General features: G+C 60.9%; 23 protein-coding genes. 8 read left to right on the forward strand and 15 right to left on the reverse strand.

Going from position 1 to position 24,354, the window contains the following annotated elements; translation table 11 throughout:
- Window positions 1-86 precede the first annotated feature (86 nt).
- Window positions 87-515 (reverse strand): TonB-dependent receptor, encoded by a 429-nt coding sequence (locus ACURWW_RS06045; RefSeq protein WP_445615939.1) that lies wholly within the window; start codon window positions 513-515, stop codon window positions 87-89.
- Window positions 516-656: 141 nt separating this feature from the next.
- Here ACURWW_RS06045 and ACURWW_RS06050 point away from each other — a divergent pair, with 141 nt between their 5' ends.
- The 3 genes from ACURWW_RS06050 to ACURWW_RS06060 all read left to right on the forward strand — a co-directional run bounded on the left by ACURWW_RS06050 (window position 657) and on the right by ACURWW_RS06060 (window position 4,378).
- Window positions 657-1,655, forward strand: a complete 999-nt coding sequence (locus tag ACURWW_RS06050; RefSeq protein WP_458618446.1) for an AraC family transcriptional regulator — start codon at window positions 657-659, stop codon at window positions 1,653-1,655.
- Entirely contained in the window at window positions 1,631-3,280 is a 1,650-nt protein-coding gene (locus tag ACURWW_RS06055; RefSeq protein WP_458618447.1) for an alkaline phosphatase D family protein, read from the forward strand. Before ACURWW_RS06050 ends, ACURWW_RS06055 begins: the two co-directional genes overlap by 25 nt.
- A 225-nt stretch (window positions 3,281-3,505) precedes the next feature.
- Complete coding sequence (locus tag ACURWW_RS06060) at window positions 3,506-4,378, forward strand: DMT family transporter (RefSeq protein WP_445615936.1); 873 nt, start codon at window positions 3,506-3,508, stop codon at window positions 4,376-4,378.
- A 431-nt stretch (window positions 4,379-4,809) separates the two neighbouring features.
- Here ACURWW_RS06060 and ACURWW_RS06065 read toward each other — a convergent pair whose 3' ends face one another.
- The 8 genes from ACURWW_RS06065 to ACURWW_RS06100 all read right to left on the reverse strand — a co-directional run bounded on the left by ACURWW_RS06065 (window position 4,810) and on the right by ACURWW_RS06100 (window position 12,027).
- On the reverse strand, window positions 4,810-5,481 hold the full coding sequence (locus ACURWW_RS06065; protein ID WP_445615935.1) for a lysoplasmalogenase: 672 nt from the start codon (window positions 5,479-5,481) through the stop codon (window positions 4,810-4,812).
- A gap of 503 nt (window positions 5,482-5,984) precedes the next feature.
- The gene (locus tag ACURWW_RS06070) at window positions 5,985-7,541 is read right to left on the reverse strand and encodes a sodium:solute symporter family transporter (RefSeq protein WP_445615934.1); all 1,557 of its coding nucleotides are present in this window, start codon (window positions 7,539-7,541) and stop codon (window positions 5,985-5,987) included.
- A 200-nt stretch (window positions 7,542-7,741) separates the two neighbouring features.
- Entirely contained in the window at window positions 7,742-8,461 is a 720-nt protein-coding gene (locus ACURWW_RS06075) for a YebC/PmpR family DNA-binding transcriptional regulator (RefSeq protein WP_445615933.1), read from the reverse strand.
- Between the two features lie 151 nt (window positions 8,462-8,612).
- Window positions 8,613-8,963, reverse strand: coding sequence for a DUF805 domain-containing protein (locus ACURWW_RS06080; protein ID WP_445615932.1), 351 nt, complete (start codon window positions 8,961-8,963; stop codon window positions 8,613-8,615).
- A 116-nt stretch (window positions 8,964-9,079) separates the two neighbouring features.
- A complete protein-coding gene (locus ACURWW_RS06085) occupies window positions 9,080-9,262 on the reverse strand; it encodes a hypothetical protein (RefSeq protein WP_445615931.1) in 183 nt (60 codons plus the stop codon).
- A complete protein-coding gene (locus ACURWW_RS06090) occupies window positions 9,259-10,404 on the reverse strand; it encodes a YeeE/YedE family protein (RefSeq protein WP_445615930.1) in 1,146 nt (381 codons plus the stop codon). The genes ACURWW_RS06085 and ACURWW_RS06090 overlap by 4 nt, the downstream gene beginning before the upstream one ends.
- A 1-nt stretch (window position 10,405) precedes the next feature.
- Window positions 10,406-11,356, reverse strand: coding sequence for a sulfurtransferase (locus ACURWW_RS06095; RefSeq protein ID WP_445615929.1), 951 nt, complete (start codon window positions 11,354-11,356; stop codon window positions 10,406-10,408).
- Window positions 11,357-11,400: 44 nt separating this feature from the next.
- Window positions 11,401-12,027: a glutathione S-transferase family protein gene (locus tag ACURWW_RS06100; protein WP_445615928.1), complete on the reverse strand. Its 627-nt coding sequence runs from the start codon at window positions 12,025-12,027 to the stop codon at window positions 11,401-11,403.
- 139 nt (window positions 12,028-12,166) lie between these two features.
- On the opposite strand from ACURWW_RS06100, the gene truC reads away from it, so the two are divergent.
- A complete protein-coding gene (gene truC / locus ACURWW_RS06105; protein ID WP_445615927.1) occupies window positions 12,167-12,901 on the forward strand; it encodes a tRNA pseudouridine(65) synthase TruC in 735 nt (244 codons plus the stop codon).
- A gap of 43 nt (window positions 12,902-12,944) precedes the next feature.
- Here truC and purT read toward each other — a convergent pair whose 3' ends face one another.
- Window positions 12,945-14,126, reverse strand: coding sequence for a formate-dependent phosphoribosylglycinamide formyltransferase (gene purT / locus ACURWW_RS06110; RefSeq protein ID WP_445615925.1), 1,182 nt, complete (start codon window positions 14,124-14,126; stop codon window positions 12,945-12,947).
- Window positions 14,127-14,550: 424 nt separating this feature from the next.
- Here purT and ACURWW_RS06115 point away from each other — a divergent pair, with 424 nt between their 5' ends.
- The 4 genes from ACURWW_RS06115 to ACURWW_RS06130 all read left to right on the forward strand — a co-directional run bounded on the left by ACURWW_RS06115 (window position 14,551) and on the right by ACURWW_RS06130 (window position 16,981).
- Window positions 14,551-14,985 carry a DUF6795 domain-containing protein gene (locus ACURWW_RS06115; RefSeq protein WP_445615923.1) on the forward strand — a complete coding sequence of 145 codons (435 nt, stop codon included), beginning with the start codon at window positions 14,551-14,553 and terminating at the stop codon, window positions 14,983-14,985.
- Between the two features lie 181 nt (window positions 14,986-15,166).
- Complete coding sequence (locus ACURWW_RS06120; protein ID WP_445615922.1) at window positions 15,167-15,610, forward strand: DUF6795 domain-containing protein; 444 nt, start codon at window positions 15,167-15,169, stop codon at window positions 15,608-15,610.
- On the forward strand, window positions 15,603-16,772 hold the full coding sequence (locus tag ACURWW_RS06125) for a lipase family protein (protein ID WP_445615920.1): 1,170 nt from the start codon (window positions 15,603-15,605) through the stop codon (window positions 16,770-16,772). Before ACURWW_RS06120 ends, ACURWW_RS06125 begins: the two co-directional genes overlap by 8 nt.
- Window positions 16,773-16,795: 23 nt before the next feature.
- On the forward strand, window positions 16,796-16,981 hold the full coding sequence (locus ACURWW_RS06130) for a hypothetical protein (protein WP_445615918.1): 186 nt from the start codon (window positions 16,796-16,798) through the stop codon (window positions 16,979-16,981).
- Window positions 16,982-16,997: 16 nt separating this feature from the next.
- On the opposite strand, the gene ACURWW_RS06135 is transcribed toward ACURWW_RS06130, so the two are convergent.
- From ACURWW_RS06135 to ACURWW_RS06155, 5 genes are all read right to left on the reverse strand, one after another.
- On the reverse strand, window positions 16,998-19,631 hold the full coding sequence (locus tag ACURWW_RS06135) for an AAA family ATPase (RefSeq protein WP_445615917.1): 2,634 nt from the start codon (window positions 19,629-19,631) through the stop codon (window positions 16,998-17,000).
- Between the two features lie 2 nt (window positions 19,632-19,633).
- On the reverse strand, window positions 19,634-20,812 hold the full coding sequence (locus ACURWW_RS06140) for a metallophosphoesterase family protein (protein WP_445615916.1): 1,179 nt from the start codon (window positions 20,810-20,812) through the stop codon (window positions 19,634-19,636).
- A gap of 228 nt (window positions 20,813-21,040) precedes the next feature.
- Entirely contained in the window at window positions 21,041-21,838 is a 798-nt protein-coding gene (locus tag ACURWW_RS06145) for a hypothetical protein (RefSeq protein WP_445615914.1), read from the reverse strand.
- A 122-nt stretch (window positions 21,839-21,960) separates the two neighbouring features.
- Window positions 21,961-23,109: a hypothetical protein gene (locus tag ACURWW_RS06150; RefSeq protein ID WP_445615913.1), complete on the reverse strand. Its 1,149-nt coding sequence runs from the start codon at window positions 23,107-23,109 to the stop codon at window positions 21,961-21,963.
- Between the two features lie 263 nt (window positions 23,110-23,372).
- Window positions 23,373-24,344 (reverse strand): Fic family protein, encoded by a 972-nt coding sequence (locus ACURWW_RS06155; RefSeq protein WP_445615912.1) that lies wholly within the window; start codon window positions 24,342-24,344, stop codon window positions 23,373-23,375.
- Window positions 24,345-24,354 lie beyond the last annotated feature (10 nt).

Consider the following 24,354-nt stretch of genomic DNA (forward strand, 5'->3'; position numbering starts at 1 on the left):
ATGGACTGAGAGCGCCATCAAACATTCAGTGATTCAATCGGGCACCGGTTATAAGCGCGCTTCGCGCCGGCGAGCTTCGGCCCGTTTCAGTACGACGCGCGACCGGCTTTTGTTTGCGGTGTTTGCTCCAGCGGTCCCGGGAGCCCTGCCGCCTTCAGCACCATTGCGATGACCAGCAGCAATGAGAGAAGCACCAGAACCGAGGACCCCGCGAGCAACGGCTCCACCGACTCGGGTGGCGCATGGTTACCGTACAGCAGATAAAGCCCGCCAATCATCCCCACGGCACCCAATTGGTGTCCTGCGAATTGCAGTCGCGGCAATAGACCAACTCCGGAAACCCACAAGCGGTAGATCACCCCATAGAGGATGGATAACACAGAACCGACCAGCAGCAAATGCGCGTGAGTCACCAACTGGCCGTGATCGTGGGTAGCGGCCATCACGATCCCCAGCCCCATACCAACGACCGCATAGGCCAGCCCGAACACTAGATAAATCCTATCCAAGGTCATGCGTCCTCCCGGAGGTTACTCCACAAAAATTGCATATCCATTCTGGTTTAGTATGATGAACTGGCGGTATTTTCCACGGGCGCCGGTCAAACGACCAGGGCAATAGCGAACCAGGACCAGGACTGATACGAACTCGAGGCAATGCAAATGCAAGGGGAAGAGTTGATATCGCGCCTTTCGACGAGCGCACTTGCGCAGATGGACCGGGAGCCGGTGATTCGCGAGGAGATCTGGCGTCCCGTCTGCTACCTGGATGTTCAGCCCACCGATCCGGCGGCAATGACCTTCGATTTCAATCTGCTGTCTTTTGAGGGCATGCACTTTCAGGAGAGCCGCATGAGTGGCGCTCTCCTGGAGCGCGACAAAGGGCTGGCCAGCCGCGCTCAGGACAAAGTGGCCATGGTGTCCTACTTCGACGGCCCGACCAGCATCCGCTGGCGTGGCCGGGAAGTTTGCGCACGGCCGGGCGACGTTCTGTTCCTGCACACCACCGAATTGGCGAAAGTTCAGGTCCCCGACTCCCGCTTTGCCTGTGTCGGCGTCGAGTACGAAACACTCAAGCCCCTGCTGTCCGGCGAGCCGGCGGGCATGACCGTCGTCGAGAACAGCAGCGTATTCCGGCTCCTGCTCTGTTATCTGCGGGGAATCATGGACGGCCCGGACAAGTTCAGCGCTCCCGACTTGCAGCAACTCGCGTTGCGGCACATACGCGAACTGATGGCCGCGGTCCTTGCCGAAGCGAGCCGGAGTGGCACCACCCACGAGCACCTGGATTCCGGGCTTCGCGCCGCGCGCATGCGTAGTATCAAGTCCATAATCCATTCGAAGCTGCCGGAGCGGGACCTGACCCTCACCGCTGTAGCCGCACAGGTGGGCGTCACCACCCGCTATGTGCAGCAGTTGTTCGAACGGGAGGGAACCAGTTTTTCCCGCTATGTGCTGGAGCAACGCCTGGCTGCCACGTACCGTGCTCTCGGCAGGACGGGCACCCCGCCACCGTCGGTGACACAAATCGCCCTTGATGCCGGTTTTGGCGACCTTTCCTATTTCAATCGCTGCTTCCGCCGACGTTACGGTTGTACACCTTCGGAGGTTCGGGCTTCCACCCAATGCCAGTGGCCCATACGCAAGGCCACCTGAATCGCATGCGACCGGGAATCAAACGTCGCCACTTCATTGTCGCTACCGGGTCTGTTCTTGGCGCACTGGCCCTGCGCGGCCATTCCGCGACAGGCGCACCGGCCCATTTCAGCCATGGTGTCGCCAGTGGCGATCCCCTCGCCGACCGGGTGATTCTCTGGACGCGCGTTGTGCCCGGGAGCGGTCGCGGGGAATTTATCGAAGTGCACTGGGAGGTGGCGGAAGATCCGCAGTTCCGCAAGACCGTCGTGAGGGGAGCCAGCGCCACCAGCCAGAGCTGGGACTACACACTCAAAGTGGACGCCACGGGTCTGTCGCCGGGACGCACCTACTACTACCGCTTCCAATGCCAGGGAATCTACAGCCCCGTGGGCCGCACCCGCACGCTACCGGCGGAGAACGTCGAGCGCATCCGCCTGGGGGTCGTGTCCTGTTCCAATTATCCCCAGGGCTATTTCCATGTTTACCGGGAACTGGCCCGGCGGCCCGACATCAACGCCGTGCTGCATCTGGGCGATTACATCTACGAATATGCCCAGGGCCAGTACGCCAACCGGCACATGCTGGAGCAAGGCCGGGGGGTGGAACCGGAGCATGAAATCGTCACGCTGGAGGACTACCGCTCCCGCTACGCTCTGTACCGGAGTGATCCGGATCTGCAGCTGGTTCATCGCGCCCACCCCTTCATTTGCGTGTGGGACGACCACGAGATCAGTAACAACACCTGGCGGCAGGGGGCACCGAATCACAACGAGGGTGAAGGCCCCTTCGAAGCGCGACGCCGGGCCGCAATCCGCGCGTTTTACGAATGGCTGCCCATCCGCGAGTACGGCTCGATCCAGGACGGAAAGATCTACCGCAGCTTTGATTTCGGGCGACTAGCCTCGTTGATCATGCTGGACACGCGCCTGGTCGGCCGCGACAGGCAACTGTCCGGCAGCATGGCAGACGACGAACTGAAAACCGCGCTTGCAGACCCGCAACGGAGCATGCTTGGCGTCGAACAGGAGCAGTGGCTGGCGGCGGAACTCGCGCGCTCCGCGGCCGCCGAACGGCCCTGGCAGATCATCGGCCAGCAGGTCATCATGGGTAAACTTTTACCGCCCATGTTCAAGGACGAGCAATTTGACGAGCGCTTCCGCGAGCAAGTCATCAGCGGCAGCTACGGCCGGCTGCGCGAGCGCGCGCGGCGCGGCTTCACCTACAACCTGGACGCCTGGAACGGCTACCCCGCCGCCCGGGAGCGGGTCTACAAGGCCTTCAGACAAAGCGCCAACAATGTGGTGGTACTGACGGGCGACACTCACAGCAGCTGGGCGCTCGACCTGCGGGATGAAAACGGCGCAGCGGTCGCGGTGGAATTCGCCACGCCCAGCGTCAGTTCACCGGGGTTCGAGTTCTTTCTGCCGGTTCCTGTGGAGCAACTGGAGGAAGTCACCCTCGCGTCCAATCCGGACCTGCGCTACTGTTTTTCCTACGGGCGCGGGTGGATCGAGCTGGACGTTACGCAAGACACAGCCATTAGCCAGTGGATGTACGTGACGACGGTCCACGAGACGGATTATCAGGTGGTCCGCGGTACAACCCGGCAAGCCAGAGCCGGACGTCACATCATCGATGTGTGACCGGCCTCCGGTTGCCTCCCAAGACTGACCGCTCAAAACCCGCTCTAAACCGTTGCATGCCAAAGCCACCCGCGACGCCGCCCGCCCACTTCCGCTATACTGCGCCGTTTCCTACGAGGGAGTGAATAACGGGAAAGCCCCACCCGGGCGCGACTTGACGCGCGGACGATCTCCGCCGGTTCGCACACCTGTTATTCGAACGCTCTCAAGACTCACGAGGTTTTTGTGACGGGACGTACAGTGCGCAGCGCACTGCTGCTTCTGGTCGTCGGCAACGCGCTGGCGATCGGCTCCGATGTGGTCGTAAAACTGATGGACCCGGAGCTGCCGCTCTTTCAGTTTATATTCCTGCGCACTCTGCTCAGCGTCATTCTGCTGCTGCCCCTCTGGCGCCAGGTGGATTTTTCGCACCTGCAACGCGGCGGCAAGTTGCACCTGCTGCGCGCGCACATCACCCTGGTGGGCATCATTTGCATGGTCACCGCCCTGCAGACATTGCCACTCGCGACGGCGAACGCCCTGTTCTATGCCGCGCCCCTACTGGTGGTATTGTTCTCGGTCATCCTTTTTCGCGAACGGCTCACGGCACTCAGCGTACTTGCGGTGGTGAGCGGCTTTGCGGGCATTCTGGTGATTCTGCGCCCGCTCGAGTTCAGCTGGACCGGCCTGAGCGCACTGGGCGCTGCCGTGGCACTGGCGTTCAATGCGGTGCTGGTGCGCAAGCTTCCCTCCGGGCAATCGCCCATCCACGTGCTGTTTGTCACCACCTCGCTCGGGCTTCCCGCAATCGGAATCCTGGCGTTGTTGGAGGGCGCAGCCTGGGAGTGGTCCCTGTGGACCTATGCCTTTGGCTCCGCAGCGCTCATTCTGGGTTACAGCCTGACTGTGCTGATGGCCTACCGGCACGTGGAAGCGAACCAGATCACCAGTGCCGAATACACGGGTTTGCTCTGGGCCGTGGGAATCGGCTGGATCTGGTTCGGGGAAGTGCCCGACCTGTGGTTCGTGGCCGGCGCGCTGATGATCGTGATTCCCCTCCTCCTGCTCGCCTGGCAGCACAGCAGGAAACTGCGACGAACCCTGGAGTCGATCGACTGACCGCGACTTACCGTGCTCTGTGCAACGCTCACCCATGTTGGGTTACGGCCTTCGGCCTAACCCAACCTACACTAAGCGCGACTTACCATGATTCGTGCAATGCTCACCCATGTTGGGTTACGGCCTTCGGCCTAACCCAACCTACACGAGACCAACCACCGGTCCCGTAGGTTGGGTTAGCGAAGCGTAACCCAACAAAGCCCACCCATGTCAGGTAACGGCCTTCGGCCTAACCCAACCTACACAAGGCCACCCCGATCCGTAGGTTGGGTTAGCGAAGCGTAACCAAACAAAGCTCACCCATGTCTTGTAACGGCCTTCGGCCTAATCCAACCTACACGAGACCAACCACCGATCCCGTAGGTTGGGTTAGCGAAGCGTAACCCAACAACGCAGAGTCGGCACCTAATCAAATGATTGAACGTGGATGATCACCGCGCCCGCGCAAGACCCAGAACCAACATCAACTGCGCGCCGTAGTACGTCGCCATCACTGCAACACCCGCCAGCGGCAGTGGCGAAACAAACTTGTTCACAGCAATGAGCGAGTCGGAGATCATGAAGGTGACGGCACCGGCGAACAGCAACGCCGAGTCCCCCCGATGGGCCGCGGCGCTGAGCGCCATGAGCACGATGGCCAGCAGATAAACCAGAACGGCCGGGGCCAACTCCCCCGCGGCAGGCAGCAGCTCAAGAGCCAGGAGAAGCGCCGCGAACAGGATGGGTAGACCACGGAGCACCGCGCGCTTGTTTCGGAAGCTGGCGTTGCGCAGGAAATTTCCCGCGTAAGTCAGTTGGGCCAGCAGGAAGGCACCGAGACCGAACACAAACTGATTCGGAAAGTCGAGCGCCAGAAACACATCGCCCAACGCGGACAGGGCAAGCGCCGCCAGCGTGAGGTTGCGGGTCGGTCCGCTCAAGCGACCCAGGGCTATGACGCCGACCAGGGCAATGGGCACAATCTTCAACGCGGCCATCCACGGACCGCGCAGTCCGGTGCTACTCAGCGCGATGTAAGCAACGGCTGATAGGAAAAAGGCCACAAGAAGCCAGACTTGGACAGGGGCGGACTGCCCGCGGGCGGGAATGCTCGTAGTGGTCATATCGGGGCCTCATTTTTTATTATGTTCGTAGCAGCGTATACAGGATAACGCACTTCCAACCAAGTTGGGTTACGGCCTGCGGCCTAACCCAACCTACACAAGATCAACCTGCGAAACCGTAGGTTGGGTTAGCGAAGCGTAACCCAACAATTGGGCATCGACGCTACAATCCGCAGTGTTGGGTTACGGCCTGCGGCCTAACCCAACCTACACAAGACCAAACCGCGAACCCGTAGGTTGGGTTAGCGAAGCGTAACCCAACAATTGGGCATCGACGCTACAGTCCGCGGTGTTGGGTTACGGCCTGCGGCCTAACCCAACCTACACAAGACCAACCTGCGAATCCGTAGGTTGGGTTAGCGAAGCGTAACCCAACAATTGGGCATTGGCGCTACAATCCGCAGTGTTGGGTTACGGCCTGCGGCCTAACCCAACCTACACAAGACCCAATCGCGAACCCGTAGGTTGGGTTAGCGAAGCGTAACCCAACGAGCTCGGCCAACCTACGCACCCTCAACCAGGGGCTCTTTGCGCCGATTCCGCAGCGCAAGCAGGAACCCCGCGATCACAATGCCCACCACCATCACCACGTTGGCGATAATCCCTGTGTAATACAGATCGAAAGGCACCTCGGCGTCGATCCAGCCTTGGCTCACGGCAATGGTCCAGCCGGTAAAGGCGACCGTCGCGCCGATGCCGATCCAGGGCGCCACGCCCCTCAGAGAAAGGTTCCGGAACCGCCCGCTCGCGAAGGCCATCCCATAAAGCCCCAGCAAACCCCCGCCGAACAGGGAGACCAGAATGGTGGCGTAGTCCTGAAGCGTTTGCGTCTCCGCGTTAAGAATGTACAGGGCACCGCCGATCATGAACAGACTGCTGCCGGTGGCCACGGCATAGGCGACGTGCAGGTAATGACGGTCACTGGCGCCCGGCCGCAGGAAACGGCGGTAGATGTCGTTGATGGAAACTGTGGAGATGGCGTTGATGCTGCTGTCCAGGGACGACATGGCCGCCGCCAGCGCCGCGGCGATCACAATCCCCGTGAGACCCACCGGCAACTCCCGCAGAATGAACCAGGGCAGAATCTGCTCCGCCTTGCGAGTGCCGTCCAGCATCTCCGTCACCTCCGGCGCGGGGAATTGCAGGTAGAACACATACAACGCCGTTCCAAGGAACATGTAGAACGCCCAGATGGGCAGACTGGCCAGCACACACACCCACACCGCCTTGCGCGCCTCGCCATCACTGCGCGCGGCGATATAACGCTGCACCACGTTCTGGTTGCTGGAATATTCCGTAAGCCAGTTGACCAGGCCCAGCACCAGCATCATGGTTCCGGTCTTGTTCAGCAGGGACATATCCCAACTAAGCGGAATCGTCTCCCCGTTCTGCCAGTCGGCAAAGGACAGTTTGCCCTGCTCCCGCGCCACATCCACAACCTGCCCCAGTCCGCCGGGCAGCGCCTCGACGATCACGGCCAGTGCAATGCCGCCCCCCAGAATCAACACAATGGTCTGCAACACATCCGTCCAGATCACCGCATCGATACCGCCGACAATGGTGTACAGGGCCACAAAGCCGCCGGCCACGAACACGCTCCAGGTGGCATCGAGCCCGGTCACTTCATGAATCAGCAGGGCCAGCAAATAAAGGATGGTGCTGATCCGCACCAACTGCGCCAGCACAAAGGCGGCGGCGCCATACACCCGCACCCCGGGACCGAAACGCAGCTCCAGGTACTCGTAGGCAGTCGTGAGCGAGTGGCGGCGAAAGATGGGAATAAATATCCACACCGCCAGAATGGCCGCCAGCGGCAGCATCAAGTTGGGCAAGTAACGCAGCCAGGCCGCCTTGAACCCATCCGCCGGGTAGGCCAGGAAGGTCACGCTGCTGATGGACGTGCCCACCAGGCTCAGGCCCACCACCCAGCCGGCGAACTGGCGGCCGCCGAGGAAGTACTCCTCTGTTGAATTATTGCGGCGGGAAAAATAAAAGCCGATGGCGAGAATGCCGCCGAGGTAAATCAGCAGCGTCAGGAGGTCGAGCCCTTGGAGTTGCATACTTCAGGATACCTTGGGAACCGGGGATCGCGGCGGTGCCGCCGAAGCTGGAAAGCCCCTGTTTTTATTAGCGTGGTGGCAAATATAGATCAGATCGAGGGTTTCTGCAGGGCCAGTGGCCTCAGGTGGCGACCCTGGACGGCCGACGGGCGAGCTCACTACACCGGCGAGCCCGCCACTCGGCGAATTACAACAGGCGGTCAGTCGAGCTCAGCGTTGTGATAGACGTTCTGCACATCATCCAGGTCATCCAGCATGGCGAGCATCTTCTCGAACAGTGCTGCATCGTCGCCGCTTAGGGGCGTTGTGGTCTGCGGCAGAAACTGAATGGCATCCGCTTCGTAGTCGATATCCCCGAAAGCGTCCGCGAGCGCCTGCTTGGCCTTGGCGTATTCGGTGGGTGGCGCAAACACGGTAATCTGACCGTTCTCGTTCTCGAGATCCGACACGTCCACGTCCCCGGTCATCAGTGCTTCGAGGACTGCATCCTCATCGTCGTGTTTGAAAGCCAGGATCAGACTGTGGTCGAACATGTGGGCCACGGTGCCGGGCGTCCCCAGCTTGCCCTTGCCCTTGTTGAAACAGGTGCGCACATCACCGAAGGTGCGGTTCGGGTTATCGGTCAGGCACTCCACGATCACCATGGCGCCACCGGGGCCAAAACCTTCGTATCGAGCCGGTGCGAAGTCCTCGCCGCCCACGCCCTTTGCCTTCTCCAGCGCCTTCTCGATGACGTGGCTGGGCACCTGGTCCTTGCGGGCCCGCTCGATCATGCCCCGCAGGCTGGTATTGCCATCGGGGTCGGCGCCGCCGTTCTTGGCGCAAACATAAAGCTCGCGGCCATACTTACTGTAGAGCTTGGTTTTGGCGTCCGCCGTTTTGGCCATGGACAGTTTGCGGTTCTGGTAGGCTCGACCCATATGGCCCTCGTAATGACTGGATAGTTTAGGCGCGAAACTGGCCGACAGGTGTGCGGACCCCGCCCTCACCCGCCCGGTTGTGGCGCAAGGGCGCGGATTTTACACCGCGCTCGTCGCTCGGAAAAGCCGAGGCTCCCCCGCAGGCCAGCGGCTAGGCCGCAGGTGCGAGCAGCTTGGGGTTGGGGCCGTACTGGTTTTCACCGGGCTCGCTGTCCATTGCGAAGAAGATGATCAGCACAATGGGGCCAATGACCGGGATAAAACCCAGCAAAAGCCACCAGCCGGTTCTGCCCGTATCGTGCAGGCGCCGGATGCCCACCCCGATGGCCGGCAGGAGCACCGCCAGGCCGTACAGGCTGCCAAGGAACTCCCAGATCCAGCTCAGAACCACGGAAATGATGATGTTGAACAGGACGAACCACCAGAATTCCGCCCGGTGGGAACGGCCTGTAAACACGGTGTACTTCTTCAGAACTTCCACGTACCACTCAAAGGGGGTCATTGCGCTCTCCTTTTTGTTGATTGGGATTTCCTGGAATCGTTGGGGCGCCCTCTTCTGAACCACCCGCGCGTCTCATGCAGACTGCAACACCACCCCGGCCGTTCCGGGATTCACAACTACATGTCGGTACAATGAGCGCCCTCCGGCGCCTGACCCGAACCCAACGCCACCGGTGCCGGAGCCGCGTAGGGGTTGATCGGCGTGGACAGGGACGCGTCCACCACGAGCAGCAGAACGAGGAGTAAAAGCGTCAGCAGGCCGATGGCGGGACGACCGGGCAGGTTGCGAAGGATGTTCATGTCAGCGCCTCCCCGCCCGTTGCCACCGGCGCTGCGGGAGCCGGTTTAAGGACGTAGGGGCGCATTTTCACGCCCAGGCAGGAGCCGGCAAAAGCCGCCGCAAACCAGAACCAGCCGTGCAGGCTTCCGGTGGCAATGCCACTGAAATACGCCCCCACGTTACAGCCGAACGCGATGCGCGCGCTGTAACCCAGCACCACACCGGCGATCGCCACCACAATCCAGCTCCCGTTGCTGAGCCGCGCGACCTGGGGATCCGGCGCGCGTCGCCAGCGCATCACGGCAAAGGCCCCCACGATCAAACCGATATTGGTGAGGGAGGTGACGTCGGTCAGCAAGCTTTGCTGTAAACGGGCCCCGTTGGAAGGAGCAGCCCAGAAACCGTTCGCGGCCACATCGATGCCGCCCGCCTGGGCCAGCTTCGCCCCCCACAAACCCAGCCCGTACACCACGCCCCAGGCCTGCCCGGCAATAACCAGGTTGAGGAGCGCGAGACCGGCAACCAGGCCCGCCGCCAGCCACAATCGTGCCGGGGGCCTGCGCTTGCCGGGAGAGGAAAAGCGCAGGACCACGGCGGCCACGCCCAGCAAACCGGCAAGGGTGAGCCACAGGCCCGCCCCGCCAAAAATACCCTGCAAGGTGTACACAGGCAGCGAGCCGAGCGAGGTCCACCAGTTCAGATGCAGTGAGCCCAGAAAGCTGCCAGCCACAAAGCCCACCAGAGCCAGCAGGCCGACCAGGTTGCCACTGCCCGCCGACAGCAGAACGCCGGACCCGCAACCCATGACCAATTGCATCGCCACCCCGAACACGAAGGCGCCGGCGACCATGGCAAGCCCCACCGGGGCGTGGGCGCCGCTCAACTCGCCGGAAAACCGGGCGAGCAGCGGAATGGCCACTGCCGCGCAGAGGCCGATGGCGATAAGCTGCGCCAGCAGTCCACGGCCGTCCCGCTCCGTAACCAGCAATCGCCAGGGCCCCGCAAAGCCAAAGCGCAAGCCCTCCATGACCAGACCCAGGCCAAGCCCCACGCTTAGCAAAAATGCAGAACGCGGGCCGGCTGCCGCAAATGTGCCGAAGACAAGGGCCAGGGCGAGCAGCAGCACGCCGGCCCGGGTGATCATGTTTTGGTCTGTTTTCACATCAGCTCCCCGTCAATTCCGTAAACCAGCGGGTAGTCATATCCCAATAGTGACGCAGCCGGTTCGGCTCGTTGTCCATGGGGCGGTCGGCCATGGTCCATTCGGTCATGCTTTCCGGGTAAAGACGGGTATTCTCAACACCGGCCAGTTCGCTCATCACAAACCAGTTGATTGCCGCAAGATGGCCCGTATTGCAGAAGGAAACGGTCAGTGAAGCATCCCCCTGCGCCCCGGCCTCCAGAACCCGATTGAGCTCCGCTGCCGGCATCAGGGAGTTGCCCCCGAACCAGGATGTGAAACTCAGGTTGGCCGCTCCGCGAATGGTTCCGGGGCGCGCTGATGATGCCCGGGTCCCCTCGAAGAAACTTGCCGGGCGCGCATCGATCAGCCGCGCAGTCCCCCCGTCTACAAGGCCTTCCAGATCCTCTGTGCCCACCTGCCAGTCGCCCTGCCAGGTGGGAACGAAGTCGCTGGGCGCCGGTTCGACCACCGCTGTGGTAACAGGCAGTTGCGCCCGCCTCCAGGCCTCAAACCCGCCATTGAGGATGGCAAGGTCCTTCACCCCAAGGGACTTTAGCGTCCAGTACACGCGCGCCGCTGCTCCCATATCCGCAGCGCTGGCGCCCCCGTGGACCACCACCACCGGCGTTTCGGCGCTGATGCCCAACTCCTGCACCAGCGCCGTAAGCGCGGCCATGTCCGGCAAGGCTCCCGGATTGTTGCCGGGCCCTCTGAAGCGCGAATAGGACACGCCTACGGCTGAGGGAATGTGCCCTGCCTCGTAGTCGCCGGTTACCCGGACCACGCGCACCTCAGGCGAGCGGTCCAGGATTTCGGCCAGGGCCGCTGGCTCCAGCAGCGGCGACCAGCCTGCCGGCACGGCCAATCCGGGAGCAGCCAGGCTTAGCAGGACGCAGGCGATCAGCCAACGAAAATTGAAATGTCTGTCCATAGTTCAACTACACCCTGTTCGGTGGGGTCGGATCACACAACGCCCTATGCCGCTTTCTCCTGGTCGGCGGCAATGCGCTGGGCGGATTCACGTTCGGCGATCTTCGCCGACAATGCCTTGGCTTCCGGGAAGTCGCCAAGCAGACTCATGCCCAGTACCCGCTTGCTGCAAATCGCGGCCAGACCGACGCTGTACATGAACATGATGTCCGCATACGTGAAACTGTCGCCGGCCAGGTAGGGGGCAAACTTCGCGTTGCGCTTCAGGCAGGCCACGCCCTTGGTCAGGTCCGCGCGGGCTTTTTCCTTCACCTCCTCGGTAACCGTGCCGCCGAAAAAGGCCTCCTTGTAACAGGTGCGGGCGGGCAGTTCGATATACAGCTCCACTTCCTTGGTGAGTTCGCGTACCTTGGCGCGCTCGAAGGGATCCTTGGGCAACAAGGCCGGGCCCGCGCCCAACTCTTCGAGGTAATCAAAGATCACGTCGGTTTCGGTCAGGAAACCCTGCTCCGTCTCCAGGGCCGGAACCTTGCCCATGGGGCTCTTGGACAGGTAGCTTTCATCCTGACTGGGGCGCGTGTTTACCTCCTCGAACTCGATGCCCTTTTCCAGCAGTGCCATTTTGACCATGTTGTAGTAATTGCTGATGGGAAAACCGTAGAGTTTGAGCATAAAGACTCCTTATGGGGTGTAATAGGCGGGACGAATGCGCCCCCTGTTCGAATCCTGGTGGCTGAGGATACCCGAGTTCAGCCCAATCTACGATAATACAAGACCATCAAAGCGCGGCCAGAATGTGAACAGACAGCCCATGCAGCCCTTGGAAGTAATCTACCGGGACCAACACCTGGTCGCCATCAACAAACCCAGCGGCCTGCTAGTGCACCGCAGTAAAATCGATCGCCACGAAACCACTTTTGCCTTGCAACTGGTGCGGGATCAAATTCAGCAACACGTCTTCCCCGTACACCGCCTGGACAAACCCACCTCCGGGGTTCTGCTGTTCGCCTTGTCCGCAGAGGTGGCACGCGCCCTCTCCGAACAGTTTGCCCAGCAGGCGGTCAGCAAGCGTTATCTGGCCGTGGTCCGCGGCTATGCGCCGGAAGGCGGCACCATTGATCATCCGCTTACCGAAGAACAGGACAAGATGACGGACCGGCGCGCCCGGCAAAACAAGGCCCCGCAAGCGGCCATCACCACCTTCAAGCGGCTCGCCACAATCGAGTTGCCGGTCTGCGTGGATCGCTACCCGCAAACCCGTTATTCACTGGTGGAAGCCCTGCCCCTGACGGGCCGCAAGCACCAGATCCGCCGCCACCTGAAACACATCGCCCACCCCATCATCGGCGACGCCAAGCACGGCAAGGGTGTTCACAATCGCTTTTTCCAAACGGAGTTCGGCTGTCATCGTCTGCTACTGGCGTGTGTGGAGATGGGCTTCGCTCATCCGATCACCCAACAGAGAATTCTGCTCCACGCGGGACTGGACGGCGACTTTCTAAGCGTTATGCAGCGGTTCGGCTGGGACGATCCATTGAAGGACTGACCCGATATGCTCTTCATCGCCCCTGCAGATCAGACCCTGCGAATTACAGCTCCACCTGAATCTTGCTGACCACGCGCAGCGCCTTTTCAATGGCCTTCCGGACGTTCTCATCGCGGGCAAGGCCAACACCCAGGCGCCGCTCGCCCCGGACCTCCGGTTTGCCGAACAGGCGCAGGTCTGTGTCCGGCTCCGCCAGGGCCTCGTGCAGGTTGCCGTAGCGCATATCGGCGGAGTCTCCGGCCACCAGCAGCACCGCCGATGCTGAAGGCCCCAACTGTCGGATCACCGGAATCGGCAACCCGAGAATGGCCCGGGCGTGCAGGGCGAATTCCGACAGGTTCTGGGAAATGAGCGTTACCAGCCCGGTGTCGTGGGGGCGAGGCGACACTTCGCTGAAGTAGACCGCGTCGCCCTTCACAAACAGCTCCACGCCGAAGATTCCGTAGCCCCCCAGGGCCTGGGTCAGCTCGGCGGCGATGCGTTGGGCTTCCTCGAGGGCGACGTCGCTCATGGGCTGGGGCTGCCAGGATTCGCGATAATCCCCCCTCTCCTGCCGGTGGCCGATGGGAGCGCAGAAACTGGTGCCGTCCCGGTGGCGGACTGTGAGCAGGGTGATTTCGTAATCGAAATCCACAAAGCCCTCCACAATAACCGTGCCGCCGCCGGTGCGACCGCCGGACTGGGCGTACTCCCAGGCCGGCTCGATATCCTCCGCGACCTTGACCGTGCTCTGGCCCTTGCCGGACGATGACATGATGGGTTTAACCACGCAGGGCAGCCCCACCGCTTCCACCGCTGCCAGGTATTCAGTTTTGGATTCCGCAAAGCGATAGGGCGAGGTGGACAGCCCCAGTTCCTCAGCGGCCAGCCGGCGAATTCCTTCGCGATTCATGGTGAGCTGGGCCGCACGGGCGCTGGGGATCACCTGCCAGCCCTCAGTCTCGAGCTGCACCAGTTCATCCGTGGCGATGGCCTCGATCTCGGGCACGATCAACTGCGGCTTCTCCAGTTCCACCACCCGGCGCACCGCTGCGCCATCGAGCATGTTGATCACGTGACTGCGATGGGCCACCTGCATCGCGGGCGCATTGGCGTAGCGATCCACCGCAATCACCTCACAGCCCAGCCGCATCAGCTCGATGGAGACCTCCTTGCCGAGTTCCCCGCTGCCCAGGAGCATGATGCGAGTGGCGTGGGGCGCGTTGGGGGTTCCGAGGGTGGTCATGGCTGCTGCCTCCAGGATAAATCTCTGTTCAAGCCGGCGATGTTCGCCGCCGGCTCCGGGTCGGGCCGCATTCTAGCAGGCGGGAGCTCCAATCGACGGCAATTCCCCCGCCGACCCTTTCCTCACCAACGCCGCCAGCTAACGGTGAATCTGTGACACCGTTGGTCAAGCCCTGGACTCAAACCTCAACCTCAGCCTTTTTTCTGATGTCCGGCGATGGAGCTGTCGCCCATAATTGGGCACCGCCAGAGTCCTCACACTCGACCAGGTCCTCACACTCAAACAGGCGGAAGGGAAAATTGGGTTACCGAGGTTCATCATCCTTTCGGGCCGCATCCAACGGGAGCGCTCAATGAGATTGCGTCCGCTAATTACCCTGGGCTTGGCCGCAACCATCACAAGCGCATGTTATCAAGGAGGCGCGATGGCAATCTTCAAAGGCGAAAAGGTCGAAGCTGTGCTGTTCTCGCCGCTGGAGGGCACGCTCCTTTATCGTGGAGAGCCGGCTGCAGGAGCCACATTGAAGCGGTGGGTAGCCTGGAAGGACGAAAGGGGTGAGGTCGACACTTTCATCGCCGACGATAACGGTCGCTTCGAGTTACCCGAAAAGACCGCGAGATACCGCGACGACCCCCTCGCCCAGATCTCCATCGGGCAATCCGTCACCGTCGAGTACGGTGGCGAAAGCTTTAAAATCTGGGACGCGGGAAAGTCAACGACGGACCTGTATGGCGAGCTCGGCGGGCGTCCCATCGGCCTCAAGTGCGAGATCACACGACGGGAAGTTGACCACCACGTCGACATCGGCCTGGTCAGTACAATCTGTCAATGGGATCGACTGGAAACATGGGACTCTTGAGTGCCTTTCAGCCAGGTCTCGCCACTGGATTGCCGCGCAAACTTCGTTCGTCCGCGCCTCGGTTCAAAGGAAACAGCCCAACGGGAAACGCGAACAGGTAGATCAATCCGTGCGAATATCAATTCTTGCTAAATTAACGCTAACAGCACTTTTAACCAGCGCATGTCATCAAGGAGACGCCATGGGGATTTTCAAAGGGGCTGACGCGGAAGCTGTGCTGTTTTCGCCTCTGGAAGGCAAGCTTACTTTCGAAGGTAAGCCTGCAGCCGGCGCGACGCTCAAGGTGTGGATCAAGTGGGACGATCCCGAAGGGAGTACCGAAACCTTCACTGCGGACGAGGCTGGTTTTTTCAGCCTGCCCCGTAAAACAGGACATTACAAAGACAACCCTCTGGTGGAACTGGTCATTACCCAGGAGATCACCGCGAGCTATCAGGGCCAGGACTTTCTGATCTGGACAGCAAGTAAATCCAATACACACGAATACGGCGAACTGGGCGGGAAACCCGTGGGGCTCACCTGCGAGCTGACGGGAGACATGCGTGGAATCCGGACCGACGAAGTATTGATGGGAACCGTATGCACCTGGGACTCGCTGGACAGCACGGGGGTGAACAATGAGTGATCTGAACCCAGGGCATGCGGCTGAACTGGCCGGCGACGTTTATCGCGTTCAAACGGAGAACCAGGTCGGGCTCTTCATGATGCATCCGGTATTCAACCGCAAATCCTCATCCAAACCCGGCAAGACCGTACACCTCAAAGCCGAAGTCGGCGGTCGCGTGCTGCTCAATCATAAGGATGGCTTCGGCATTTGTGCCGAAGGCGGCGACGGCCACAAGGGAGAGGTGTTTCTGATCTTCCGCGGCACCACCATGGCCAACAAAAAGGCCGATGTGCTGACCGACGCCCGGATCGGCATCAAGCGCAACGCCGCGGGGCTGCCCGTGCACTGTGGCTTCGACCATTGCTTCAGCAGCATGGTGCCGGAGATCCGCAAGTTTCTCCTTGGCTGCAAGGGAGCGCGCCTGGTTCACTGCATCGGCCACAGCCTTGGTGGCGCCGTGGCCTCCCTGGCGGCGGACTGGGTTGCCCGCAACACGCCCTTTGCCACCCGGCTCTACACATTCGGGGCACCCCGGGTGGGCACCGACTGGTTTGCCAGCAGCACGACCCGAGCGATCGGTGCAGGCAACATGCACCGGGTTTACCACCGCACGGACCCTGTCTCCATGGTGCCCCTGTACCCGTTTATGCAGGCGCCCTACCAGACCACGGGCCACTACCTGTTCTCGGACGAGCCCCTCACATCGGGCGCCGCCCACAAGATGGCCAAGTACATCAAATCCGTGCGGGGGAATTCGTGGGACCAATTGAGCCAGTCGCCGGAGGAGCCCTATACCCTGGAGACCGCCATTGAATCCTGGCTCAAATCCAAATCGCCGGTGGACAGTTCCAGCGCCGCATTCTGGCGGTGGGTGGACTCAGCCCTGATTTACGTCATCAAGAAGGTGGCCATGGCCGCAATCGTCAGTTTGCAGGGCGCATTCATTGCCGGCTTTACTGTGGCTGACCGCATCGCCTACATCCTGGCCAAGGGCATCAGTCTGGCCGAAAATATCAGCATCTGGGTGGTGCGCCTGATGCACAAACTCATGGAAGTGCTGGGAATGAAGCCGCCCAAGGACAAGAACGGCCTGAGCCGCTCCCTCATTCGCCACGTGCTGCAGCGAACCGCTGAAGAGAGCAACCGCAACGCACGCAACGCGATCAATAAAGTGGATTAACCGGCGCACTATCGCGAAAACAAATGGGTACCATCCTGCTGATTCTGAAAATACTGGCCAGCCTGTTCCTTGTAGCACTCTTTGTGGCGGGCGTATTCAAGGCCAACCCACGCAGCCACGACCCGGAGTATCCGCCACTGGCGGAGTACGGGGCGGGCTTCATTTCCTGTGCGCTGGCCTGCGTGGGGCTCTACTACCTCTGGACCTGAACGTTCTTCGACCGGGTCAGACGGGCTGGCTTTTGAGCGCCCGCAGGTCCCGGGGCGCAACACCGAGGTCACGCCAGTTGTCCGGGTGGCAGGTAAACAGCAGGATCTGATGGCGCTGTGCTGCGTCGAAGAGAATGCGCTTCATCTGGTCCAGGCGCCCGCTGTCACTGTGAACCAGGCTGTCGTCCAGGATGATCAGGGTCGGTCGCCCCGCTTCTTTCAGCAGGTCCGCATAGGCGAGCCGGCTCACCAAGGCCAATTGCTCCCGGGCACCAAAGCTGAGTTCTTCCAGGTGGCCCAGTTCACCGTCCCGCTCGAAACTCCCCGGTTGCAGGCTTTCATCCACATCCAGGCGCGCCTTGGGAAACAGCAACGCGAGGTATCGATCCAGATGGTTCTGCAGGGGCGCCTGCAAGCGACGCGTGAGGGCCTGGCGCTTTTCCCGAAGCAGATTGAGCAGCAGGTCCAGGGCCCGGGCGCGGCGATCCAGCTCCTCAAAACGGCGGCACACGTGTTCCAGTTCGGCCGCCAGTTCGTTGTGCTTCTCCTCCAGGCCTTCAGCCCCCTGAACTTCCAGCCGGCTCTGCAAGCCTTGCAGTTCAACAGCGCGGGCCTGGTGCTCCGTTTCCGCCTGGCGGGCACTGGCGCTGAGCCGTTCCATGTCCTGCTGGAGAAAGTCGGGCTGGGCCTCGTCGATCTTCGCCTGGCGCTGCCGAAGGGATGATTCCAGCTGTGCTTGCTGCTCGCGCGTGAGCCTGATTTGCTGCTCCAGCTTTTCGGTCGCGGCTTCCCGCTCGGGCGTGTTCATTTCGTCCCGCAGAGCCTGCCATTCCCGGCTCGCGTTTTCTTCCCGCTGGCGGGCCATCGCCAATTGCGTCTGATGCTCTTGCAAGGCCCCTTCCGCGTTATCCAGGGCCAGTTCCGCGGTCTGCCGCGCAGCTTCGGCCTCCCTGAGCGGAGTGGCCGGCCCCTCCGGCTTCGGCAGCGCGTCCAGTTCACTGTGGCAGTCGTCCAGTTGCTGGCGAAGCTCGCCTTCCTCGCTGCGCAGTGCATCCAAGCCTTTCGGGGCTGCGGATTCCAGCAGCGCCTCCAGGCGGCGAACGCTCTCCAGGCTTTTGGCGTGAACCTGGGCACGCTGCTCCGCCTGCTCAAGGGATGTTGCGTTCAGGCGATTCAGTTGCTGGGCCTGCTCCTGCTCCAGGCGTTCCAACTGCCGGCGCAGCTTGCCCACGTCTTCGCCGCCCGGGGCAATCTGCAGCTTACCGATTCCGGGCACAAGAAGTTCGCTTTCTTCGAGGAGCTGGTGCTCGCCCGCCCCTTGAAGGGTTTCGCCGTTCAGGGTCAGGCTCTTCCCATCGTCCAGCTCATAACGCAGGCGCGTGGCCACAACCTGCAGGCGAATGGATGTTTCCTCCAACTCACGGCAGGTCTTCCGAAGGGCCTTCAGCGTATTCTCATCCATCGGGTTGCTGCGGGCCTGTGCGCGGGCCGCATCCAGTTCCCCCTGAAACTCCCGTACTTTCGCGATGCTTGCGGCAAGTTCCTCCAGGCGGGTTTTCAGGCGCCTGACATCCTGCTCCAGCTTTGTACGCTCGCTCTGGGCGCGGGCTTGTCGCACGTTCTGCTCTGCATCGCTGTAGGCGCTCTGGGCCCGCTCACGGCTCTGCTCCAGAATGGGAGACTGTTCTCCAAGCTCCTCATGGGCGCGGCGCGCGTTTGCCAGATCCCGCTCCCTCTGCTGAAGCCGCCCGGCCTGGTCCGCCAATTCATGACGGCGCTGCTCCAGCAGGGCGAGGGTTTGCCTGCTGCCTTCCAGCGCCTGCTGTTCCCGTTGCTGCTCCTGCTGGCGCTGCTGAACCTGCCGGAAGCGCTCTTCCGCCTCACTGTGCTGCTTCCACAAGGCATGCCAGGGCTTGCTGTCTTCGTCCTGCTGATGCTGGCGGCGCAGCTCCCCCAGCCGGTCCACTTCCGTGCGATAGGTGGCAATTCGATCCTGCAATGCGCTTAGCTGCTCCTCCAGTTCCAGGCGCTGCTTGCCCACCTGATCGTACTCGCCCCGAGGCCGGCCCGTGCCCGTCAACAACTCGTCGCGCTGGGCGCTCACCGCCTGGATAATGCCGTCGCCGCCGGTGCTGGCCACTTCCCCCAGCAAACTGTTAAGCGCGGATTTGAGGTGGTCGCCCGCAAATTCCACGGATTGCTGCAAGTCCTGGCCACTGCCCTGCTCCACCCACAACAGGCCGGGAATCCCCCAGTGCTTGTCCTGGCTGGCCCCGCGCTGGGGCTGTTCGTAACCCAGTAGCTCCGTAAGCTTCGCCTCGGCCTCGTCGCCACTGTGGCGCTCACTGCCAATCTGCAGGTCGCAGCGTTTGCGTTGTAGGAAGCTTTTGGTGAGCCGCCACTCCTTGCCCGCCGCCTCGAACTGCAATTCCACCGTGGGTGCCGCCGCGGAATCGCGCCAGGGACGCAGATCGTCTACCGTCCCCGACCGGTGCCGCTCGAAAAATGCCGCACGAATCGCTCGCACCAAGGTACTTTTGCCTGATTCGTTCGGCCCGTGAATCAGGTTAATTCCCGGCGTGAGGTCCGAAAGCTCAAAGGGCTCGCGGAACTGTCGCAGTTGCTGAACAGTCAGTCGTTTCAGGTACACAATCAGCCCTCCGCCGCCGTGGTGGTCTCGGCCGAACGCTGCGCCCCCAGGGATTCTTCCCGGGAGCCGTCCTCCGTTCGCTGCTCCCGCAGCAGGCTTGCGAGAATGGCCAGAGCATCCCGCGCGGCCACGGATTCCGGTTCCCCGGGCCAGTCACGCAGCTCCTGAATGACCTCCCCCAGGTAGCCGTCCGCCCGGAGCGCGGCAATGTCCGCCTCCGTGGGCTGCAGGCGCAGGCCGCTGCGGTCGCAACGTAGGCTCCGGTGGCGGGCCTCCGCCTCCGCGAGCGCCTGTAGCAGCCGCTGTTCACCCGCCAGGGTAACCTCGCCTACAAGGCGAATATCCAGCACAGAATTTGGCGTAATCCCGGCCAGGGCTTCCACAAACGCATCCAGATCGCTCTCCACCGTCAGGGATTCATGCAAAAGCTGCCATTCGTGCTGGCCGGTGCGATGGGGCGTGACCACCGGTTCGGCGCCGGGCTGCTCGAAATCCACCACCAGCGCATAGCCCGCGTCGTTGTTGCGAAACCGCTCCGGTTCCGGCGTGCCGCTGTACCAGGTCCGGCCATCGATTTTCTTCACCCCATGCCAATCGCCCAGGGCCAGATAATCCAGCCGCCCGCGCTCCGCGCGGTCCTGCGCAATGGGGTTGGCCGAATCAATCTCCTCCGCCAGAATCCCCTGCACACAACCGTGAGCCAGCCCAATGCGCAACAGGCCGGGCGACGTTTCCCACTGATCGAAGGCAGCAGTCAGGTCATCATAGGTGTGCCGCTGGGTCAGCGGCGCCGCAAGCACCGCCACCCCCTGCTCCGGCAGCTCCAGCACGCCCGGCTCCAGAGCCAGATGCACATTGTCGGGCACCGCCTTGAGCCGGCGGGCCCGCGTCCAGACGCTCTCCGCCAGGGCCGCATCATGGTTGCCCGGCAACAGCACCCAGGGGCCGGAGAACGCCTCCAGGGCATTGAAAGTACGGCGGATCGTGCGATCGGACACGGTTTGCGCATCAAACACATCCCCCGCCACCACAACAAGATCGCAGCCCTGATCCCGGGCAAGCTCCGCCAGGCGCTCAACGGCCGTAAAACGAGCTTCCGCCAGGGCCGCGGCGTCTTCCACGTCCAAACGGTTATAGGCGCGGCCAATTTGCCAGTCGGCGGTGTGGAGGATTTTGGGCATGGGTCGATTCCGTTGGTAATTCTCGGGTTAGAGTGGGGATTGTAGTCAGAAAATGCCAACTCGGGGGGCGGATTCGTGTCGAGGCACAACTATAGGGATCATCGGGATCGGTTGCAGCCGCTTCGCAGGGAGCGGCTTGAAACCGATGTGCAATGTGCGCGATTACTCGTGGCGGATAAGGGAGGTGGGGAATGCTGCAAGACGTGCTTGTTGTGTATCAGGGGCATCCTAATGATCGGATAGACGCTTATCTCGAATCGAATCAGCACTGTGGTTCCCACTTGGGTGCTCGTCACATTTCGTCGGCCATTTTAGCGGCGGGAAGGTATCCGTCAGCCTCATATTCGGGCATTCGGACTTGACCTTGTTATAGCTGACCTGCGCTTCAGGGCTCAGCTCCAAGGTGATGGTGTTGAATATTGCATCCTGGAGCTCCTGCACCGGACTTGGGTCAAAGGTCGGCTTTCCGTCTCGTATGAACCAACGAAACTCAGGGCAGAACGTCACCTCCACAAAATGCTGGTCACTGATGGGAAACACGAACAAATATTCAGGCGAAGAGAGTGTTTTTCCGTCCGATGCCAAATGAGAAATCGAGAAACTCGCACTGGGCACTGGCAGCTTGTCATAGACCTGCCAGTCCAGCGGCCCCCGAAAACGAGCGATGTGCCCCTTCCTTCCATCCCAATGCTCATGACCATAAGCATCATTCAAGTAATTAAGTAGGACCACCTCGAAGGCACGGGGATTGAAAAAGGAGATGTCCGAGAAAGCGTGCCCTTTCTGGCGGCCCGCGACGACAACCGACATGAATAACTCGGCTTTTGCGCCCGTCATCCAAGGACCCCAAAAGGCCCATCGCCGCTTGAACGGCACTCGGAAACCCCAAAAATCATTGGCCATCGCTCCGTTGCTGTATGTTTTGTAGAGACGACCGCCCTCGAGCGCGTCTTGGCCTGGCAGCAAACGTTCTTGCTTCGTACTGCGGAAGTGGGGAGCATGACGGGGAGCCTTGAACCGCAGCATACTACCGCCAATGGGGATTGAAACCGTACGGGCGCGTCTGAAACTTGGGCCCCTCGGGGTACAAAACTGGGTGCGCTGTCGCCATTCCAAGGGAAGGTACTTGATCAAATTTAACATGTTCATCAAACCTTTAGTCGGTGGCGAAGATCTTTCGCAAGGCTCTGTCCCAGTGCGTAAACCGCTCCACCGCCACTCACCACTGCCGCAATATTGGCCAGCATCGGTATGGGAGCCCCCAGCGCAGCTGCCCCGGACGCGACAAGCCCGACTGGAGCACCCACCTTAACCAACCCATTGATCCAGGAATGCGCGAAATACCCCTTGTCAAAAGGATCATCCCTATTGCGTAGTCGAACACCCGAAACCAATATTTGGCTCACCGCCCCTCGCGCGCTCCAGCCGGTGTCTGCAAACGATTCGTTCATGGTGAGTTCGAGCCGGTGGGCCAAGCGTAATGCCTCACCAGGGGAGCTCTTGCATAGATTCAGAAAAACCGAATGGCCGTGCAGAGTTACACCTCTATCCACCAGGATCTGCATTGCTTGCGTCAGCACCGCTGATCCTCCCTTATCCGCGACCCAGATAACATTTTTTAGCTGTTTAGCATCAATCATTGTTTCAGCCAACTGAACAGCTGAGCCTCGGCAGTTATCATTCACGAGCGCGCTATAGCGAACCAGGCTACCTAAACGGTTGTTCCCGGCTGTATGGTGAAGATCGCACCCCTCGTTACGAACGCTCGTCGTCGGAACACCAGAAGCCTTCATTACGGAAGGAACGGTCTTTCGAGCCGCCTCGTACGCAGTCGCATAGCCGGAATCGGCAATTGCTACCGTCCGGCCACTCGTGTTCAAAACTTTGCCGTCCTCCACATGCTTCGCCGACCAATCGTCGCCGCGGCTTTTGCGTACTCGATAGAGCCCGGTACGGTCCTCCGATGTCGCTTTGAAGTAATCACCGTCCAACACTAAGTCGACAACGCAGTAGTCGTCATTTGGCCACCGCACCAAGGTGGCTTTCAGGCCAGGCAGAAAAACCGAAAACAGCGGGTACCCGTTCGGGTCCCGCCCACCAGGTCGAACATAAACATTCTTTTTGTCCAGTAATCCGCTGCTGAGAGCGGTAAGCTCACGAACTGCGATAGTTGGCCAGTAGTTGCCTCGGGCGGCTGCGCGATATAACCGATCGAGGGTGGGTTGGTAGGGTGTAGTGCAACGGATTCTTTTGCCGCTGGCTTTCCCCGCGACGAGGGGGAGATTGGAGGCTTGCATGGAGGGTCCTTTTTCCTTGTTATACAAATCCTGGTGTCAGATTGACGCCCGAAATCATAGTATCGGCCGTGAACCCAATCAAGCTTGGTTCCGCCGAACGCCTGGAAAAAGGAACCTTCATTCCCTCGATTTACGAATAAAGTATGAATACCTGCTCACAAAACTCCACGAGCAAAGGCGTCGGACTTGGTTCATTTGCAGAACCAGTTTCAGCTTCTCGCCGATCTCATCGGTTCGGACTCGCAGCTTTGAGGGCCCATTACTCAATGCGCCAGAGCATACCGCCCTTCCCCGCGATTCTGGACATGGCCTCTTTTCACCAACTCCCGCAGGCCCTGTTCCAGTGCGCTCTGATCAGCCTTCGTCAGTTCCATAATTTTCGCCAAGCTCAACTCGCCCCGCTTGCTCAAGTGAAGAAGGATATCCATGGAAAGCTCGGAAAACTCCTCGCTGTCGGTTCCCTCGATCGGTTCCATCGCGGGGGCGAGGTTGGCCTGCTGCAACTTCAGATGGTTCAGGAAGAAGGTGAACCAGGGCTGCCAGTTGTCCGAATCATCTTCGAGGACAGACCGAGTGTTGCGGAGGGCTTTGTAGAAGTAGTCCTTGTTCTTTTCAATCACCGCCTCAAGGGAGGTATACGGCAGGTAGTCGTAGCCGGACCGCAGTAGTAGCAGGTTCGTGAGAAGCCGGGACAGGCGGCCGTTCCCTTCTTCAAATGGTTCAACAGCCATCAAAGCGACGTTGAAGATGGCAATGAGCAGCAGCGGATGCATGGTGGCCTGGTCCAGTGCCGCGGCGGTCCACTGAAGAAGATCTTCCAGACCTTTCAATTTTACGTGTTTCTGCGGGTCGCCTATTCCGGTTTCGGAATTTCGAACCAGAAGCCGGTGAAGCTTCTGAACATTTTCGGTGGTGAGGTGAAGCTCGCGATGATCCTTCAGTACCCGATCCAGGGCTTCGGCGTAGCCAACCACCAGCCTTTGATCGTGGTCTAGTGCAGCCCTCTCGCCCGGCAACTCTCGATCCGACAGGAGGGTTGCCACTTGCGAATTCGTCAGCGTGGCCCCAGCAATCCGACTGGAAGCACCGACGCTTTCCAAAAAAGCGGTGTGGCGCAGCCGTTCGAGGTGGTCGGGAGGAAGGAGCTTGGCCGCCTTCCATTCCTTGTTGAAGTGGTCGATCCCGGCCACCAGTTTGACAATGTCCTGGCCGATGGTGACTTTCGGTTGTTTCATTAGACGTGCT

It is taken from the genome of Gilvimarinus sp. F26214L (assembly GCF_054401055.1).

Excerpts from the sequence above, each read along its gene's own strand:
- ACURWW_RS06045 (WP_445615939.1), bottom strand. The coding sequence starts at position 515 with ATGACCTTGGATAGGATTTATCTAGTGTTCGGGCTGGCCTATGCGGTC.
- ACURWW_RS06050 (WP_458618446.1), top strand. The coding sequence starts at position 657 with ATGCAAATGCAAGGGGAAGAGTTGATATCGCGCCTTTCGACGAGCGCA.
- ACURWW_RS06065 (WP_445615935.1), bottom strand. The coding sequence starts at position 5,481 with ATGACCACTACGAGCATTCCCGCCCGCGGGCAGTCCGCCCCTGTCCAA.
- ACURWW_RS06070 (WP_445615934.1), bottom strand. The coding sequence starts at position 7,541 with ATGCAACTCCAAGGGCTCGACCTCCTGACGCTGCTGATTTACCTCGGC.
- ACURWW_RS06075 (WP_445615933.1), bottom strand. The coding sequence starts at position 8,461 with ATGGGTCGAGCCTACCAGAACCGCAAACTGTCCATGGCCAAAACGGCG.
- ACURWW_RS06080 (WP_445615932.1), bottom strand. The coding sequence starts at position 8,963 with ATGACCCCCTTTGAGTGGTACGTGGAAGTTCTGAAGAAGTACACCGTG.
- ACURWW_RS06085 (WP_445615931.1), bottom strand. The coding sequence starts at position 9,262 with ATGAACATCCTTCGCAACCTGCCCGGTCGTCCCGCCATCGGCCTGCTG.
- ACURWW_RS06095 (WP_445615929.1), bottom strand. The coding sequence starts at position 11,356 with ATGGACAGACATTTCAATTTTCGTTGGCTGATCGCCTGCGTCCTGCTA.
- ACURWW_RS06100 (WP_445615928.1), bottom strand. The coding sequence starts at position 12,027 with ATGCTCAAACTCTACGGTTTTCCCATCAGCAATTACTACAACATGGTC.
- truC (WP_445615927.1), top strand. The coding sequence starts at position 12,167 with ATGCAGCCCTTGGAAGTAATCTACCGGGACCAACACCTGGTCGCCATC.
- purT (WP_445615925.1), bottom strand. The coding sequence starts at position 14,126 with ATGACCACCCTCGGAACCCCCAACGCGCCCCACGCCACTCGCATCATG.
- ACURWW_RS06115 (WP_445615923.1), top strand. The coding sequence starts at position 14,551 with ATGGCAATCTTCAAAGGCGAAAAGGTCGAAGCTGTGCTGTTCTCGCCG.
- ACURWW_RS06120 (WP_445615922.1), top strand. The coding sequence starts at position 15,167 with ATGGGGATTTTCAAAGGGGCTGACGCGGAAGCTGTGCTGTTTTCGCCT.
- ACURWW_RS06125 (WP_445615920.1), top strand. The coding sequence starts at position 15,603 with ATGAGTGATCTGAACCCAGGGCATGCGGCTGAACTGGCCGGCGACGTT.
- ACURWW_RS06130 (WP_445615918.1), top strand. The coding sequence starts at position 16,796 with ATGGGTACCATCCTGCTGATTCTGAAAATACTGGCCAGCCTGTTCCTT.
- ACURWW_RS06140 (WP_445615916.1), bottom strand. The coding sequence starts at position 20,812 with ATGCCCAAAATCCTCCACACCGCCGACTGGCAAATTGGCCGCGCCTAT.
- ACURWW_RS06145 (WP_445615914.1), bottom strand. The coding sequence starts at position 21,838 with ATGCTGCGGTTCAAGGCTCCCCGTCATGCTCCCCACTTCCGCAGTACG.
- ACURWW_RS06150 (WP_445615913.1), bottom strand. The coding sequence starts at position 23,109 with ATGCAAGCCTCCAATCTCCCCCTCGTCGCGGGGAAAGCCAGCGGCAAA.
- ACURWW_RS06155 (WP_445615912.1), bottom strand. The coding sequence starts at position 24,344 with ATGAAACAACCGAAAGTCACCATCGGCCAGGACATTGTCAAACTGGTG.